The sequence below is a fragment of the Geodermatophilus sp. SYSU D00879 genome, from assembly GCF_054050375.1.
Genome location: NZ_JBJGZF010000002.1, coordinates 347,534 through 362,266 on the forward strand (window position 1 = coordinate 347,534; position 14,733 = coordinate 362,266).

Below are 14,733 nucleotides of genomic sequence, written 5' to 3' on the forward strand. Positions count from 1 at the left end.
GCCGGCACACCCGCGGGACGGGTGGTCGCCGGACCGGGACGGCGGCGTCACCGGGCCCTCCGGCGCGGGCGGCCACGGCGGCCGGCGGCGGGCTCGGGCACCCGCGCGAGCCCCGCGGCCAGGGACCGCAGGGCGGCGCGCAGCGGGGAGCCGGGCGCCACCTCGGCGAGTGTCCGGCCGGAGGCGAGGGCGGCGTCGGTGGCGCGGCGGTCGGCCGGCAGGAACGCGCGGACCGCGCGGCCGGCGAAGCGCTCGAGCGCGCCCGCGATCTCCTCGCGCGGGTCCCCGGGCACCGGCCCGCGGCGCACCTGGTTGACCACGACCGCCGGCTCCACCTCCGGCAGCAGGTCGCGCAGCTGGCCGAGGGCGCGGATGGTGCGCTGCAGCGCCACCGGGTCGGCGCCGCTGACGCAGAGGACGTCGTCGGCGGACTCGAGCACGGTCACCGTGGCGCCGTTGCGCCGGGGCGCGGCCGTGTCGAAGGACAGCTCCTCGTCCTCCTCGAGGTTGAACGCGCAGTCGACGACGACGAGGTCGGCGGACCGCCGCGCCTCCGCGAGCACCGCGGCGACCGCGGCGGGCCGCAGCTCGGGCCAGCGGTCGGCGCGCGCCAGCCCGGTCAGCACGGCCAGGTCCGGGCGGACCGACCAGGCCAGCCGGGTGAGCGCGGCGCCGTCGAGCGTGCCGGCCGCCGCCTGCCGCGCCGCCCCGGCCAGCCCCGGCGACTCGTCGAGCAGCCCGAGCACCTGCGCGACCACGCCGCCGTAGACGTCCGCGTCGACGAGCAGCGTGCGGACGCCGAGACGGGCGGCCTCGTCGGCGAGACCGACCGCGACCGTGGTCCGGCCGGGCGCGCCGGTCGGCCCCCACACCGCCACGACCCGGCCGCGCGGGGGCCGCTGCTCCTCCGGCCCCGGCTCGGGGAGCGCCGGGGCGGGCAGCGCCGCCCGCGGGTCGGCGACGTCACGCCCGGCGGCCGGCCCGCCCGCGACGGCGTTCCGCAGCGCGCGCACGACGTCCTCGGCCGGGGCGTCGGCCGGCAGCACCGTCCCCACGCCGAGGGCGCGCAGCCGGTCGCCGGCGCCCTGGTCCGCGGGGTCGGCCAGCCCGACGACGGCCACCCCCGCGGCGGCCAGCCGGGCGACCACGTCGCCGTCGAGCCGGTGCAGGTCGGCCGACAACAGCGCGGCCTGGGCGGTGCCGGTGGCCGCGGTGGCCAGCAGGTCCGAGGCGTCGACGCAGCGCCGCACGACGGTGACGCCGTGGTCGGCGCGGTCGAGCGCCCCGACCAGCGCCGCCTCCCACGGCGCGCCGGTGACCGCGGTGACGACCTGCAGCGCCATCAGGCGGCGGGCGCGGCGGGGACACCGGCCGCGGGGTCGACGGTCACCGGCGGGGCCACCGGCTCCACCGGCGCGGGCGCGGGCTGCACCGGCGGGACGGGCACGGGAGCCGGCCCCGGGGCCGGCGTCGAGGAGGTCGGCACCGAGGAGGTCGGAGACGAGGAGGCCGGCGCCGACGAGGAGGCCGGGGCCCGCGACGGCGGAGCGGCCGGCGACCGGGACACCGCGGGCGTGCCGGCGTCCTCGACGGACCCGTGCGCCACGACCACCAGCGGCCGGCCGCCGATCGCGGCCAGCACGTCGGGCGCGTCGTCGGCGGGGACCGCGACCACCACCTGCACGGTCGTGGTCGTCGTCGAGAGGACGCCCTCCGCCCGGCCGCTGACCGCCTGCACCGGCGCCGAGCCGACCACGAGCACGACGCCCTCCCCCGTCGCGCTGCCCGCCGGGTCGGTGACCCCGTAGACGTCGACGACCGAGCCACGGGCCAGGCCCGGCGGGACGTAGCCGGCCTGGACCGGCAGCGCGACCTGCACCAGGTCCTCCGGCTCCTCCAGCACGGTCCGCGGCAGCAGCTCGCCGGCCCGGACCGCCCGGGCGAGGGTCCGGCCCGCGGGGTCGGTGCCGGTGGACAGGTAGGCGCCGGCGGCGTCGCCGAGCCGGACGTCGACGGCGGCCAGGTCCTCGGGGCCGAGCACGGTGCCCGCGGCGAGGTCGGCGGTCACCGACCACACCGGCACGGTGGCGTCGGCGGCGGTGAGCACCCGGGCGCCCAGCAGCACCGAGCCCAGGACGAGCAGCACGCCGAGCACCAGGCGCAGGTCCAGCCAGCGGGGCGGCCGCACGCGGCGTGGCACCGGCCCGGCGGGGGTCTCGGCGGCGGGACCCGCCGGCACCGTGCGCGTCGCAGCGCTCACCGGGCGCTCCTCCCTCCGCTGGCCGGGGCTCCCCCGGCGGCCCGCCGACCGGCGGGTGTCCGTCCCGACCGGCACGGCGAGGCTCGGTCGGAGGCAGATGATGCGGTACGGATGCGGATGCGTGCACCGGTTGTCCACACGTTCGGGTGTGGACGGGAAGCGTGCGGGTGAGTGCGTTCCTGACAGACTGGCGGGGACCGGACGGAGAGCCCCATGCCCACACCGCGCTTCCTGACCCTCGACGACGTCGCCGAGATCCTCAACGTCTCCTGGTCGCAGGCCTACGCCCTCGTGCGGCGCCGGGAACTGATCGCCATCCAGATCGGCGGCCGCGGCCAGTGGCGGGTCGAGGTCGACGAGCTCGAGCGCTTCATCCAGCGGAAGTACGCCGAGGCCCGGGCCGGCGCGGTGCCCGCCGCCGACGAGGTCGCGCCCGCCGGCGAGCCGGCCGGCGGTGCCGAGACCAGCAGGGACGCGGTCCCGGCCGGCGAGGCGCCCACCCGGGGAGGGCGCCGCACCCGCTGAGCTCAGGCCGCGCCGGGCGCGAGCGTCCGCACCACGGCGACCGCCGAGAGCACCACCGCCCGCACGCCGCGCACCGCGCCGGCCCGGCGGAAGTCGTCGGCCGCGTGCTCGGCCAGCTCCACGAAGTCGGCCCCCACCCGGTCCACCGTCCCCGTCAGCACCCCGCCGTCGTCGAGGACGACGGCCACCGCGCCGCGGTCGCGCGCCAGCCCCCGCAGCGCCCGGCGCAGGTCCAGCGCCGCCCGGACGGCCCTCGGCGCCCCAGCCGCGGCCGTGGTCCGCACCAGCCCCGACACCGCGACGACGGCCGGCAGCGCCACCAGCACCTCGCGCCCGGAGCCGTCGTCGAGCAGCGCCCAGTCCGGCCCCAGCTCGGTGAGCCGGCCGGCCACCTCCCCCGCGCCGCGGCAGCGCAGCGACACGTGCCCACCGACCGCGCCGCCGAGCCGGTCCGCCAGCCGCAGTGCGCCGACCTCCGCCCGGGACCGGGACGGGAGCTCGGCCCGCTCCCCGGCCGCCGCGGCCTCCTCGAACTCCGCCTGCAGGTCGGCGAACAGCTGCTGCCAGCGCATGCCGCAGAGCCTAGATCCACAAGGACTCTTGCGTTTGGTTGCGTTTGCTTGCTTCAGTACGCCGACGTCATCGAGAGGAGGGCACGTGTCGGCACGTCGACTCGTCGTCACGACGGCGGTCGTGGCCGCGCTGAGTGGAGTCCTGCGCGCCGTCACCCCGGACCTCGCCGCCCTCCTGCGCACCGGCGGTGACCTGCAGGCCCTCGCCGACACCGCCGGGCCCGAGGCGCTGCTGCTCGACTCGGTCGCCGTCGTGGCGTGGGCCGTCTGGGCCTGGGGCGCGCTCGGCCTGGCGCTCACCGCGCTGTCGGCGCTGCCCGGCCTGGCCGGCGCGGCCGCGGGCGCCCTCCTGCGGCGGGTGGTGCCGGCGTCCGGGCGGCGGGCGGCCGCGCTCGCCCTCGGCGTCGGCCTGGCCACGGCACCGGTCCTGAGCGGCTGCGCGGCCGCGGGGCCCGTCGTCGTCGCGACCGCCGGCGCGCCGGCCCCGCCGGCCGTCCCCGACTGGCCGGCGCCCGTCCCCGCTCCCGCGGTGCCCGACTGGCCCGCCCCTGCCCCCGGCGAGCACGTCGTGCTGCGCGGCGAGTGCCTGTGGACCATCGCGGCCGCCGACCTGCGCGCCCGCACCGGCGCCGAGCCCCCCGACGCCGCGACCGCCGCCGCCGTCGGCCGCTGGTGGGCGGCGAACGCGGCCGTCATCGGCCCCGACCCCGACCTGCTGCTGCCCGGTCAGGTGCTGCGCCCGCCGCCGTGAGGGCCGCACCCCGCCGAACCCGTCCGGCCGCTCCCCCGGCCCGCGTCGCCCCCACCCCGACCCGACCCCCGGGAGCTCCCGTGACCGCGTCCACCCAGCCCGCTCCGCCGACCGCCGCGCCGCTGCGCATCCTGCGGCTGAGCCTCGTCCCGCCGCTGCACCCGCCGTTGACCGGACCGGCCGTCGCCCTGGTCGACCCGGCGACGCCGCCGCCCCGCCCGCCGCACCGGCCCGGTCCGCGGCCGGCGCCGGAGGGACCCCGCAGTCGCCGGCCGGACCTCTTCGGCCCGGCCTGGTCGGTGCGGGCCGACCTGCCCGCCCCCCGCGCCACCGGCCGGCTGCTGTTCACCACCGTGCTCGAGGCGCTGGCCGGCCGCCGGCCGCTGTCCCAGGTGCAGCGGCTCGCCTCCCCCGGCGTGCACGCGGCGCTCGTCGCCGGACGGCGGCCGGCCTGGTGCGCCGCCGGCACCGCGCCGCTGCTGCTCGGCCCGGTGCACGTGTGCGAGCCGGTCGACGGCGTGGCCGAGGTCAGCGCGGTGGCGCGGCGGGCCGGTCGCGCCCACGCGGTGGCCGCCCGGCTGGAGGGCGTCGACGGACGCTGGCGGTGCACCGCCCTGTCGATCGGCTGACGGTCAGGTGCGCGCTCGCGGACGGCGGGCCGCCGCTCCCGGGCGGACCACGAGGACCCAGCGGAGACCGACGAACCGGGCCAGGCCCACGAGGCCGCTGACCGCGATGACCGCGAGCACCGACACCAGCGGAGGGGCGGAGACCGTCCAGGCGTCGACCGCGGCCAGCGTGAGGCTCGAGGTCACCAGCCCGGCGACGGCGATCCCCCCGCCGGCCCACTGCGCCGTCGCCCAGCCGGTCCGGTCGGCGGCGCGGAAGGTCAGCCGGCGGTGCAGCTCGTTGGCCAGCGCCGTCGAGGCGACCACCGCGACGAGGTTGGCCGTCTGGTCCCCGAGCCCGACCAGCGTCAGGAACAGGCCGGCGTAGACGACGTTCGCCGAGCCGCCGACCAGCACGAACCGGACGAACTGCGCCGGCACGCGGTCACTGCGGAGCCGGTCGAGCAGCGTCGGCGCCGACGCCCGCGGCCCCACCCGGTCGGGTGGAGGAGCGAGGACGGTCGCGGGCACGGGTCAAGGCTCCTCGCCTCACGGCCTCCGGTACATCAGGGAAGACCCTCATCGCGCACCTGATCCGGGGACGCCGGCGCCCCGCCGACCACGGGGGTCGACGGGGCGCCGGGGCTGTGCGGGAGCGGTCAGCGACCGGCCGCCCCGTGGCAGACCTTGTACTTCTTGCCCGAGCCGCAGGGGCACGGCGCGTTGCGGGCCGGCTCCTTGGTCCCGGTGACCGTGGCGGTCTTGGCCGCCTTGGCCGGGCCGCTCTCCTTCGGCGAGGCGTCGAGCGAGGGCGCCGAGTAGCTCAGGTTCTCCTGCCGCCGCGGCTCGTCGAGGCCCTTGACCGCCAGCTGCGGCCCGGTGCCCGACGGCGCCGGGGTCTCCGCCTCGGGCGCGGCCGGGGCCGCGGGCCGGGTGCCGCTCTTGCGGGCGGTGGGCCGCCCGGCCGGGGCGCCGGTCGAGCGCCGGGCCGCCGGCCCGCCGGACGGCTTGGCCATCGACACCGGCGCGGACCCGTCCCCGTCGGCGGAGGCGGCGGCGGGAGCGGGGGCAGCGGCGCCGTCGGCCACCGGAGCGGTGGCGCCATCGGCGGGCGCGGCGGCCGCGCGGGCCGCGGCCTCCTGCGCCGCCCGCTGCCGGGCGAGCACGCGGGCGGTGCCCTCCTGCGCGGCGGCCAGCGCCTTGGCCTCGGCCTCGGCCTGCTGCGCCCGGGCCTCCGCCTCCTGCTGCTCCTTGGTCTTGACCTCCAGGTTGAACAGGAAGCCGACCGACTCCTCCTTGATGCCGTCGAGCATCGCGGTGAACATGTCGTAGCCCTCGCGCTGGTACTCCACGACCGGGTCGCGGTTGGCCATCGCGCGCAGGTGGATGCCGGCCCGCAGGTAGTCCATCTCGTAGAGGTGCTCGCGCCACTTGCGGTCGAGCACGGACAGGAGCACCCGCCGCTCGAGCTCGCGCATGACCTCCGAGCCCAGCGCGGCCTCGCGCTCCTCGTAGGAGCGGTGCACGTCCTCGAGCAGCTCGGTGCGCAGCACGTCGGCGGTCAGCGCGGCCTGCTCGCCGTCGGCGACCCGGTCGATGAGCTCCTGGCGGTCCAGGCCCACCGGGTAGAGCGACTTCAGCCCGGTCCACAGCTGCTCGAGGTCCCAGTCCTCGGCGTAGCCGGTCTCGGTGGCGCCGTCGACGTAGGCGCGGACGACGTCGTCGAGCATGTGCTGCACCTGCTCGTGCAGGTCCTCGCCGTCGAGCACCTTGCGGCGCTCGTCGTAGATGACCGTGCGCTGCCGGTTGAGCACCTCGTCGTACTTGAGGACGTCCTTGCGGACCTCGAAGTTCTGCTGCTCGACCTGCGTCTGCGCCGAGCGGATGGCCCGGGAGACCATCTTCGACTCGATCGGCTGGTCCTCGGGGACCCGCAGCGTGGTCATCATCGACTCGAGCATCGGGCCGTTGAACCGGCGCATGAGGTCGTCGCCGAGGGAGAGGTAGAACCGCGACTCCCCCGGGTCGCCCTGCCGGCCCGACCGGCCGCGCAGCTGGTTGTCGATGCGGCGGCTCTCGTGCCGCTCGGTGCCCAGCACGTAGAGCCCGCCGGCCTCGGCGACCTCCTCGTGCTCGGCCTTGACCTGGTCCTTGGCCGCGGCGAGCGCCTCGTCCCAGGCGGCCTCGTACTCCTCCGGGGTCTCCGACGGCGACAGGCCGCGGGCGCGCAGCTCCTCGTCGGCGATGAACTCGGGGTTGCCGCCGAGCTGGATGTCGGTGCCGCGGCCGGCCATGTTGGTGGCCACGGTGACCGCGCCCAGCCGCCCGGCCTGGGCGACGATCGCCGCCTCCCGCGCGTGGTTCTTCGCGTTGAGGACCTCGTGCGGGATGCCGCGGCGCAGCAGCAGCTTGGACAGGACCTCGGACTTCTCGACGCTCGCGGTGCCGACGAGGACCGGCTGGCCCTTCTCGTGCCGGTCGGCGATGTCGTCGATGACCGCGTCGAACTTGGCCTTCTCGGTCTTGTAGACGACGTCGGAGCGGTCCTCGCGGACCATCGGCCGGTTGGTCGGGATCGGGACGACGCCCAGCTTGTAGGTCTGCGAGAGCTCGGCCGCCTCGGTCTGGGCGGTGCCGGTCATCCCGGAGAGCTTGTCGTAGAGCCGGAAGTAGTTCTGCAGCGTGATCGTGGCGAGGGTCTGGTTCTCGTCCTTGATCTGCACCTTCTCCTTGGCCTCGATGGCCTGGTGCATGCCCTCGTTGTAGCGGCGGCCGGCCAGCACGCGGCCGGTGAACTCGTCGACGATCAGCACCTCGCCGTTGCTGACGATGTACTGCTGGTCGCGGTGGAAGAGCTCCTTGGCCTTCAGGGCGTTGTTGAGGTAGCCGATCAGCGGGGTGTTGACCGCCTCGTAGAGGTTGTCGATGCCGAGCTGGTCCTCGACGAACTCGACGCCCTCCTCGGTGACGGCGACCGTCCGCTTGGCCTCCTCCACCTCGTAGTGCTCGTCCCGCTTCATCAGCGGCACGATGCGCGCGAACTCGACGTACCACTTGCCGGCGGACTCGGCCGGGCCGCTGATGATCAGCGGGGTGCGGGCCTCGTCGATGAGGATCGAGTCGACCTCGTCGACGATCGCGAAGTGGTGGCCGCGCTGCACGAGGTCGGCCTTGGACCAGGCCATGTTGTCGCGCAGGTAGTCGAAGCCGAACTCGTTGTTCGTGCCGTAGGTGATGTCGGCGGCGTACTGCTCGCGGCGGTGCGCGGGCTTCTCGCCGGACAGGATCGTGCCCACCGACAGGCCGAGGAAGCGGTGCACCCGGCCCATCCACTCGGCGTCGCGCTTGGCCAGGTAGTCGTTGACCGTGACCACGTGCACGCCCTCGCCGGTCAGGGCGTTGAGGTAGGCCGGCAGCACGCCGGTCAGGGTCTTGCCCTCACCGGTGCGCATCTCGGCGATGTTGCCCAGGTGCAGCGCGGCGCCGCCCATCAGCTGGACGCGGAAGTGCCGCTGGCCCAGGGTGCGGGTGGCCGCCTCCCGGACGACGGCGAACGCCTCCGGGAGCAGCTGGTCGAGGGTCTCGCCGTCCTCGTACCGCTGCCTGAACTCGTCGGTCTTGGCCCGGAGTTCCGCGTCGGTGAGGTCGGCGACGTCGCCCTCCAGGGACTCGATCGCGTCGGCGATCCGGTCCAGTCGTCGGAGGATCTTGCCCTCACCGGCTCGCAGGATTCTCGAGAACACCACGGCACCAGCGTAGGCGGCCCGGCCAGCACCCCGGGGACGCCGCACGTACCCTCCGCCGGGTGGCCACCGACCCCGCCGCCCTCGGGCCCGGCGCGCTCGCCTTCCTGACCGAGCGCCACCTGGCCACGCTGACCACGCTGCGCGCCGACGGGACCCCGCACGTGGTTCCCGTCGGCGTCACCTACGACCCGGACACCCGCACCGCCCGGGTGATCACCTCCGGCGGCTCGGCCAAGGCCCGGCACGTCCGCGCGGGGCAGTCGCGGGTCGCCGTCTGCCAGGTCGACGGGCGCCGCTGGCTGACGCTCGAGGGGACGGCGGTCGTGCGCGACGACGCGGCCGCGGTGGCCGACGCCGAGGCCCGCTACGCGCGGCGGTACCGGCAGCCGCGGGAGAACCCGGCGCGGGTCGTCGTCGAGATCTCGGTCGACCGGGTGCTCGGCAACGCGTGACGATGCTCGGGTGGAGCTCACCGGCATCGACCTGACCACCGAGGTGGTCCGCACCGCCCGGCTGGTCCTGCGGCCGTTCACCCCCGACGACGCCGTCGCGGTGCACCGCGCCACCCAGGACCCGGAGACGCAGCGCTGGATCAGCGCCGCGCCGGTGCCCTACACGCTCGGCGACGCCCGCGCGTTCGTGGACACGGTGCTGCGCCAGCGCGCCGAGGGCACCGGGCTGCCGGTGGTGGCCGAGGCCGACGGCGAGTTCGTCGGCACGGCGGGGCTGGTGTTCGGCGGGCGGCACCTCGGCCCGGAGATCGGCTACTCGGTGGCCCCGTGGGCGCGGCGGCGCGGCTACGCCACCGAGGTCACCGACGGCCTGGCCGGCTGGGCGTTCGCGCACGGGGCGCCGCGGGTGCACCTGGTGGTGGACGTGGACAACCCCGCGTCGCAGGCGGTGGCTCTGCGGGCCCGGTTCACCCGCGAGGGCGTCGTCCGCTCCGCCCTGCCGCGGCGGGACGGGACCCGCGCCGACGCCGTGCTGTTCGGCCGGCTGGCCGCCGACTGAGGATCAGCTCTCCTCGGTGAGCAGCGCGACGGTGCCGGGGCGGGCCGGCCGGGCGCCTGCGGCTGACCGGTGCCCGGACACGGCGGAGGGGCCGCGCCGGCACGGCACGGCCCCTCCGGGGACGGTCAGCGCGGGACGGCGGCGGGCTCGGCCGGTGCCGCGACGTGCGAAGACTCGGTGCCCAGCGGCGGCTCCACCAGCCGGATCAGGCCGTAGTCGAACGCGTGCCGGCGGTAGACGACGGTCGGCTGGCCGGTGTCGGCGCACTGGAAGAGGAAGAAGTCGTGGCCCACGAGCTCCATCTCGTGCAGGGCCTGGTCGACGGTCATGGGCACGGCCGGGTGGTGCTTCTCCCGCACGATCCGGCCGGGCAGGTGCTCGTCGAGGTCTGTGACGAGGGGCTCCCCGGCGAACTGCTGCTCGACGTCGGGGATGCCGAGCGCCGGGGTCTCCAGCGGCGCGGCGGTGGGGCCGGCGACCCGCACGCTGGGCGGGGTGCGCCGGCCGTGGTGCACGCGGCGGCGGTCGTTCGCCCGCCGCAGCCGGTTGTCGAGCTTGCCGCAGCACATGTCGAGCGCGGCGTAGAAGTCCGGCGCGGCGGCCTCGGCGCGGACCACGGGTCCCTTGCCGCGCAGGGTGATCTCCACACGCTGGCAGTTGGAGGACTGGCGGGGGTTCTTCTCGTGGAACAGCTCGACGTCGATGCGCGAGAGCTTGCCGTCGAACCGTTCGAGCTGACCGACCTTGTCCTCCACGTGCTGCCGATAGTGTTCGGGCACTTCGACGTTGCGGCCACGGACCACGATCTCCATCAGACCTCCCGGTCATCGGGTGTGATCGATGCAACGCTAGTCGCTGTCACGTGGGCCGGACAGTCGATCAGCGGGACACCCGGGACACCTTCTCGGAGCCGTCCGGGAAGCGCCCAGGTGACGCCGCGCGGACCGGCCGGGGACCGGGACGGGGCGTCGCGGCGACGACGGCGGCCAGCACCGGCGTGTCACCGTCCGGGCGTGTCACGGCCAGCGCGGCGGCCGCCTCGGCGAGCGTCGCGCCGCTGGTGACGACGTCGTCGACGACCACGAGCACCGCCTCCGGCGGGAGCCGGGCGGGGCGGACGGCGAAGGTGCCGGCGAGGTTGGCCCGCCGCTGCGCCACCGACAGCCCCGCGGAGTCCCGCACCCGCCCGGCCCGGCCGAGCAGCCCGACGCACCCGGCGGGCACCCCCGCGGCGCGCAGGTGGGCGACGGCGGCCGCGGCCAGCTCCCGCACGCAGTCGCGGCCGCGCGCCCGCAGCGCCGCCCGGGTCGGCGGCACCGGGACCAGCAGGACCGGCCGGCCGGGCAGGAGCACCGCGTGCACGCCGACGGCCAGGGCCAGCGCCGCCCCGAGCGGGCCGGCGAGCTCCGCGCGGCCGTGCTCCTTGAACGCCGCGACCGCGGGGCGGACCGGCCCGGCGTAGGCGCCGGCGGCCACGGTGGGCGGCATCCCCGGCGGGAGCCGGCGCGGCGTCGCCTCGCGCGGTGCGCCGAGCAGGGCCGCGCAACGCCGGCACAGCGCCGGGCCGGGCACGCCGCAGCCGGCGCAGGTGCGCGGGAGCACGAGGTCGGCGAGCGCCGCGCCGAGACCTCCCACCGGCCCAGCCTGCGGCTCTGGGCTCCCCGGCACCCGGCTCCGACCGCATCTGTGGAGAGCGGCCCCTCTGCAGGCGGAAGGACCCCGTCCTCCTCCCCGCTCGCGAGCTCGCGGCGAGCCTCTGGACGGGGCCTGGCGCGAGCCTGCGAGTGGCGGGGGCAGAGGGCCCTTCCGCTACACCGGGTAGAAGGGCTCGGTGCCCGGCACCGGCTCCTGGCCTCGCTGCAGCGTCACCCAGGTGCCGCCGACCAGCAGCCACATCGTCCCGCCGGCGCTGACCAGCGGCAGCTGGCCGGGCGCCGCCGCCAGCGCCGTCGGCGCGCTGGGCAGGCCGGCGGTGGGGACCGTGGCCAGCCCCCACCCGTCGACGCCGACGGTGTAGGGCACCACGCCCTCCTCGCCGTCGGCGAGCACCATCAGGCTGCCGGCGGTGCGCCAGCCGACGTCGACCACGGCGGTCAGCGACGGCGCCACCTCGCGCAGGTCGCGCAGCGCGACCTGGCCCTCGTCGGACCGCACGACCGTGCCCACCAGCAGCACGGCGCCGTCCCCGCGGGTGACCACCGCGGCGGCGCGGACGCCGTCGGGCGAGAGCTGCAGCGCCGTCGCCCGGCCCTGCCCGGGCAGGGTCGGGGCGTTCACCGGCTGCGGCTGCCCGGAGGCCGGCACCCGGACGACGGTGCTCTCGTCGCGGACCACCCAGAACTCCGCCCGGGTGGCGGCGACCGTCGGCACCGACAGCCGGCCGGCGCCGGTGATCACCGGGGCCAGGCCCTGGCCGTAGGTGCCCGTCAGCAGCGACGCGGTGCCCCCGCTGACCGCGACGCCGGCCATCGCCGTCAGTGCGCTGGTGCGCGGGTCCGCGGACACCGCCGCGCCGGTCAGCCCGTAGGCACCCTCGCCGGCCGGCCCGGGTGCCGGCTGCCCCTCGACGGTCATCAGCCGGCCGCCGTCGAGGTAGTGGCCGGAGGCGTCGGCGGGCACCGAGTCCGGGCTGTAGGAGGCCCAGTCGTCGGTGCGCTGGACGGTGGGGACGCCGTCGATGGCGACCGGCTCGCCGTTGCTGGTCAGCTCCACCGAGTTGGTGCCCTCGAGCTGGTCCAGCGTCCACACCAGCTGGGCGGACAGCTGGGCGAGTTGGTTGGGCGCGAGGTCGTCGAGGCCGGCGAGGTCGACGGTGACCGTCGACCCGGACACGGTCACCGCGCGGGTCAGCGTCATCCCGCCCAGTGCGTTGGCGACGCCGGCGGCCAGGGCCGGGGAGGGGCCCTCGACCAGCCGCTGCACCAGCGTCGTCGGCTGCGCCTCCCCGGAGATGAGGTACCGCGGGTCGGGCACCACGCGGGCGCCGGTGGGGTCGACGAAGTAGACGGCGAGGTCGTCGTAGAGGCGCTCGAAGTCGGGGACGAGCATGACCAGCCCGTCCGGCGGGTTGGTGATCCGCCACTCGCCGTCCACCTCGGCCAGCGTGAACTCGCGGGTGAACACCGTGTCGTCGGGGGCGGTGAAGACGCCGCGCGGGTCGACGGTGCCGACCAGGTCGCCGGTCATGACGACGGTGCCCGAGCCGGTGGCCACCGTCGCGTAGTCCGGGCCCACCAGGGTGATGCCGGCCTCGTCGGACCAGGTCGCGCCCGCCTCGGGGGTCAGGTGCTCGACGGCGACGGGGTGGCCGTTGACGGTGCTGGCGGCGGCGTCGATGAAGCCGCGGACGATCTCCTCCGGCGGCGCCCCGGTGCGCGGGCCGAGCGGCTCGATGCCGACGTCGCCGGTGGGCCGGGCCTGGGCGTCGGTGATCGCCTGCGGCGCGGAGCCGGTGGGCACGGTCGAGCACGCGGCGAGCAGCCCCACCAGCAGGGCGGCCAGCGCGGCCGGCAGCCGCCTCACCGCCGCTCCCCCGGCCGGCGGACGATCGTCGGCCGCAGCGGCAGCGGCGAGCTGGTGAGGTCGGTGCCGGCCACCAGCGGGACGGTGAGCCGGAACTGCGCGCCCAGGCCCGGCTGGCCCCACACCTGCAGCCAGCCGCCGTGCAGCCGGGCGTCCTCGAGGCTGATCGACAGGCCCAGCCCGCTGCCGCCGACGGTGCGCACCCGCGAGGGGTCGGCCCGCCAGAACCGGTCGAAGACGTGCGCCGCCTCGGCCGAGGACAGCCCGACGCCGTGGTCGCGGACGGTGACCGCCGCCGCGGTCCGGTTGGCCGCCAGCGTGACCTCGATCGGCTGCCCGCTGCCGTGCTCGACGGCGTTGCCGACCAGGTTGCGCAGGATCCGCTCGACCCGCCGCGCGTCGACCTCGGCGATCACCGGGTCGGCCGGGCCGGTGACCCGCAGCTCGCAGCCGTGCCGCTCGGCCAGCGCGGACATCCCGTCGGCCACCCGGCCCACCAGCGCGCCGAGGTCGGTGGGCGCCCAGTCGAGGACGGCGGCGCCGGCGTCGTAGCGGCTGATCTCCAGCAGGTCCGACAGCAGCCGCTCGAAGCGGTCGAGCTCCTCGTGCAGCAGCTCGGCCGACCGCGCCACGTGGGGCGGGAAGTCCCCGCGCGACTCGTGCAGCACGTCGGCGGCCATCTGCACCGTCGTCAGGGGGGTGCGCAGCTCGTGGCTGACGTCGGAGGTGAACCGCTGCTGCAGCTGGGACAGCCCCTCCAGCTGGGTGATCTGCCGTTGCAGGCTGTCGGCCATGGCGTTGAAGCTGGTGGCCAGCCGGGCCAGGTCGTCCTCGCCGCGGACGGCCATCCGCTCCTCGAGCTGGCCCTCGGCCAGCCGCTGGGCGGTGCCGGCGGCGCGGCGCACCGGGTCGACGACCAGCCGGGTCACGAGCACGCCGATCCCGGCCACGAACAGGGTCAGGGCGATGCCGCTGATCGCCACGGTGCTGCGGATGAGCGACAGCGTCTCCTGCTCCTGGTCGAGCGGGAACGCGTAGTACAGCTCGATCGCCTCGGAGGAGGAGACGTCGCCGGGGACGGGCACCCCCACCAGCAGCGTGGGCTGCGGCTCGCCGGCGTCGTCGGGGACGAGCGCGTACTGCGTGTACTGGCCGCCACCCTGCACGCCCGCGCGCAGGTCGTCGGGCAGCGCCGGGTAGACGCCGGGCCGGCTGATCGCGGGCGGCCGCTCGGCGTTGCCGGTGCGGTAGACCATGACGACGTCGAAGTCACCGGCCGAGCCGCCGCGGGTGAGCAGCCCGTTGACCGTGCGGCCCAGGGTGGCGCGGACGCTGGCGGCGTCGCCGGCGGCGATGCCCACCACCTCCGACCGGGCGTAGACGACGCCGGCCTGGGCCTGGTCGATCGCGGCCTGCTGCTTGACCGACAGCAGCTGGGTCCGGATCTGGCTGAACAGCACCAGGCTGACGATCACCACGACCGTGCCGGCCACGACCATCGTGATCGCGCCGATGCGCACGTGCAGCGACCGCCGCCAGGCGGTGACCGCCCGCCCGGCCAGCCGGCGGGCGCGGATCCGCGCCCGGACCGCCCGGCGGCGCAACCCCCGCCGCAGCGCGGGCAGGTCGGCCGGCCGCCGCCGGGGCGCGCGGACCGCGGCCGGGCGCGCCGGCGCGGAGACGTCGGTGTCGCTGTCGTCCGCCGGTGCGGCGGGCGCCCGCTCGGTGGTGCTCACGG

At 77.0% G+C, this 14,733-nt stretch carries 14 protein-coding genes; 5 read left to right on the forward strand and 9 right to left on the reverse strand.

Annotation, left to right across the window (positions count from 1 at the left end; genetic code table 11):
- Nucleotides 1-47: 47 nt before the first annotated feature.
- The gene (locus ACI79B_RS05090) at nucleotides 48-1,343 is read right to left on the reverse strand and encodes an AAA family ATPase (protein ID WP_456929382.1); all 1,296 of its coding nucleotides are present in this window, start codon (nucleotides 1,341-1,343) and stop codon (nucleotides 48-50) included.
- Nucleotides 1,343-2,260: an SAF domain-containing protein gene (locus ACI79B_RS05095; protein ID WP_456929383.1), complete on the reverse strand. Its 918-nt coding sequence runs from the start codon at nucleotides 2,258-2,260 to the stop codon at nucleotides 1,343-1,345. The genes ACI79B_RS05090 and ACI79B_RS05095 overlap by 1 nt, the downstream gene beginning before the upstream one ends.
- Nucleotides 2,261-2,473: 213 nt before the next feature.
- Between ACI79B_RS05095 and ACI79B_RS05100 the strand changes: the two genes are divergently transcribed.
- A complete protein-coding gene (locus ACI79B_RS05100) occupies nucleotides 2,474-2,785 on the forward strand; it encodes a helix-turn-helix domain-containing protein (RefSeq protein WP_456929384.1) in 312 nt (103 codons plus the stop codon).
- Nucleotides 2,786-2,787: 2 nt separating this feature from the next.
- On the opposite strand, the gene ACI79B_RS05105 is transcribed toward ACI79B_RS05100, so the two are convergent.
- Nucleotides 2,788-3,357 carry a hypothetical protein gene (locus ACI79B_RS05105; protein ID WP_456929385.1) on the reverse strand — a complete coding sequence of 190 codons (570 nt, stop codon included), beginning with the start codon at nucleotides 3,355-3,357 and terminating at the stop codon, nucleotides 2,788-2,790.
- An 85-nt stretch (nucleotides 3,358-3,442) separates the two neighbouring features.
- Here ACI79B_RS05105 and ACI79B_RS05110 point away from each other — a divergent pair, with 85 nt between their 5' ends.
- Entirely contained in the window at nucleotides 3,443-4,108 is a 666-nt protein-coding gene (locus ACI79B_RS05110; protein WP_456929386.1) for a hypothetical protein, read from the forward strand.
- Between the two features lie 80 nt (nucleotides 4,109-4,188).
- A complete protein-coding gene (locus tag ACI79B_RS05115) occupies nucleotides 4,189-4,737 on the forward strand; it encodes an Rv3235 family protein (protein ID WP_456929387.1) in 549 nt (182 codons plus the stop codon).
- Between the two features lie 3 nt (nucleotides 4,738-4,740).
- Here ACI79B_RS05115 and ACI79B_RS05120 read toward each other — a convergent pair whose 3' ends face one another.
- On the reverse strand, nucleotides 4,741-5,247 hold the full coding sequence (locus ACI79B_RS05120; protein WP_456929388.1) for a GtrA family protein: 507 nt from the start codon (nucleotides 5,245-5,247) through the stop codon (nucleotides 4,741-4,743).
- Nucleotides 5,248-5,375: 128 nt separating this feature from the next.
- A complete protein-coding gene (gene secA, locus ACI79B_RS05125) occupies nucleotides 5,376-8,462 on the reverse strand; it encodes a preprotein translocase subunit SecA (RefSeq protein ID WP_456929389.1) in 3,087 nt (1,028 codons plus the stop codon).
- Between the two features lie 59 nt (nucleotides 8,463-8,521).
- Here secA and ACI79B_RS05130 point away from each other — a divergent pair, with 59 nt between their 5' ends.
- A complete protein-coding gene (locus ACI79B_RS05130; RefSeq protein ID WP_456929390.1) occupies nucleotides 8,522-8,914 on the forward strand; it encodes a TIGR03618 family F420-dependent PPOX class oxidoreductase in 393 nt (130 codons plus the stop codon).
- Nucleotides 8,915-8,924: 10 nt separating this feature from the next.
- Nucleotides 8,925-9,473 carry a GNAT family N-acetyltransferase gene (locus tag ACI79B_RS05135; protein ID WP_456929391.1) on the forward strand — a complete coding sequence of 183 codons (549 nt, stop codon included), beginning with the start codon at nucleotides 8,925-8,927 and terminating at the stop codon, nucleotides 9,471-9,473.
- A 125-nt stretch (nucleotides 9,474-9,598) separates the two neighbouring features.
- On the opposite strand, the gene hpf is transcribed toward ACI79B_RS05135, so the two are convergent.
- The 4 genes from hpf to mtrB form a co-directional block, all read right to left on the reverse strand.
- A complete protein-coding gene (gene hpf, locus ACI79B_RS05140; protein ID WP_456929392.1) occupies nucleotides 9,599-10,285 on the reverse strand; it encodes a ribosome hibernation-promoting factor, HPF/YfiA family in 687 nt (228 codons plus the stop codon).
- A 67-nt stretch (nucleotides 10,286-10,352) separates the two neighbouring features.
- A complete protein-coding gene (locus tag ACI79B_RS05145) occupies nucleotides 10,353-11,108 on the reverse strand; it encodes a ComF family protein (RefSeq protein WP_456929393.1) in 756 nt (251 codons plus the stop codon).
- A gap of 174 nt (nucleotides 11,109-11,282) precedes the next feature.
- Complete coding sequence (locus ACI79B_RS05150) at nucleotides 11,283-12,995, reverse strand: LpqB family beta-propeller domain-containing protein (protein WP_456929394.1); 1,713 nt, start codon at nucleotides 12,993-12,995, stop codon at nucleotides 11,283-11,285.
- On the reverse strand, nucleotides 12,992-14,731 hold the full coding sequence (gene mtrB / locus ACI79B_RS05155; protein ID WP_456929395.1) for an MtrAB system histidine kinase MtrB: 1,740 nt from the start codon (nucleotides 14,729-14,731) through the stop codon (nucleotides 12,992-12,994). The genes ACI79B_RS05150 and mtrB overlap by 4 nt, the downstream gene beginning before the upstream one ends.
- Nucleotides 14,732-14,733: the final 2 nt, after the last annotated feature.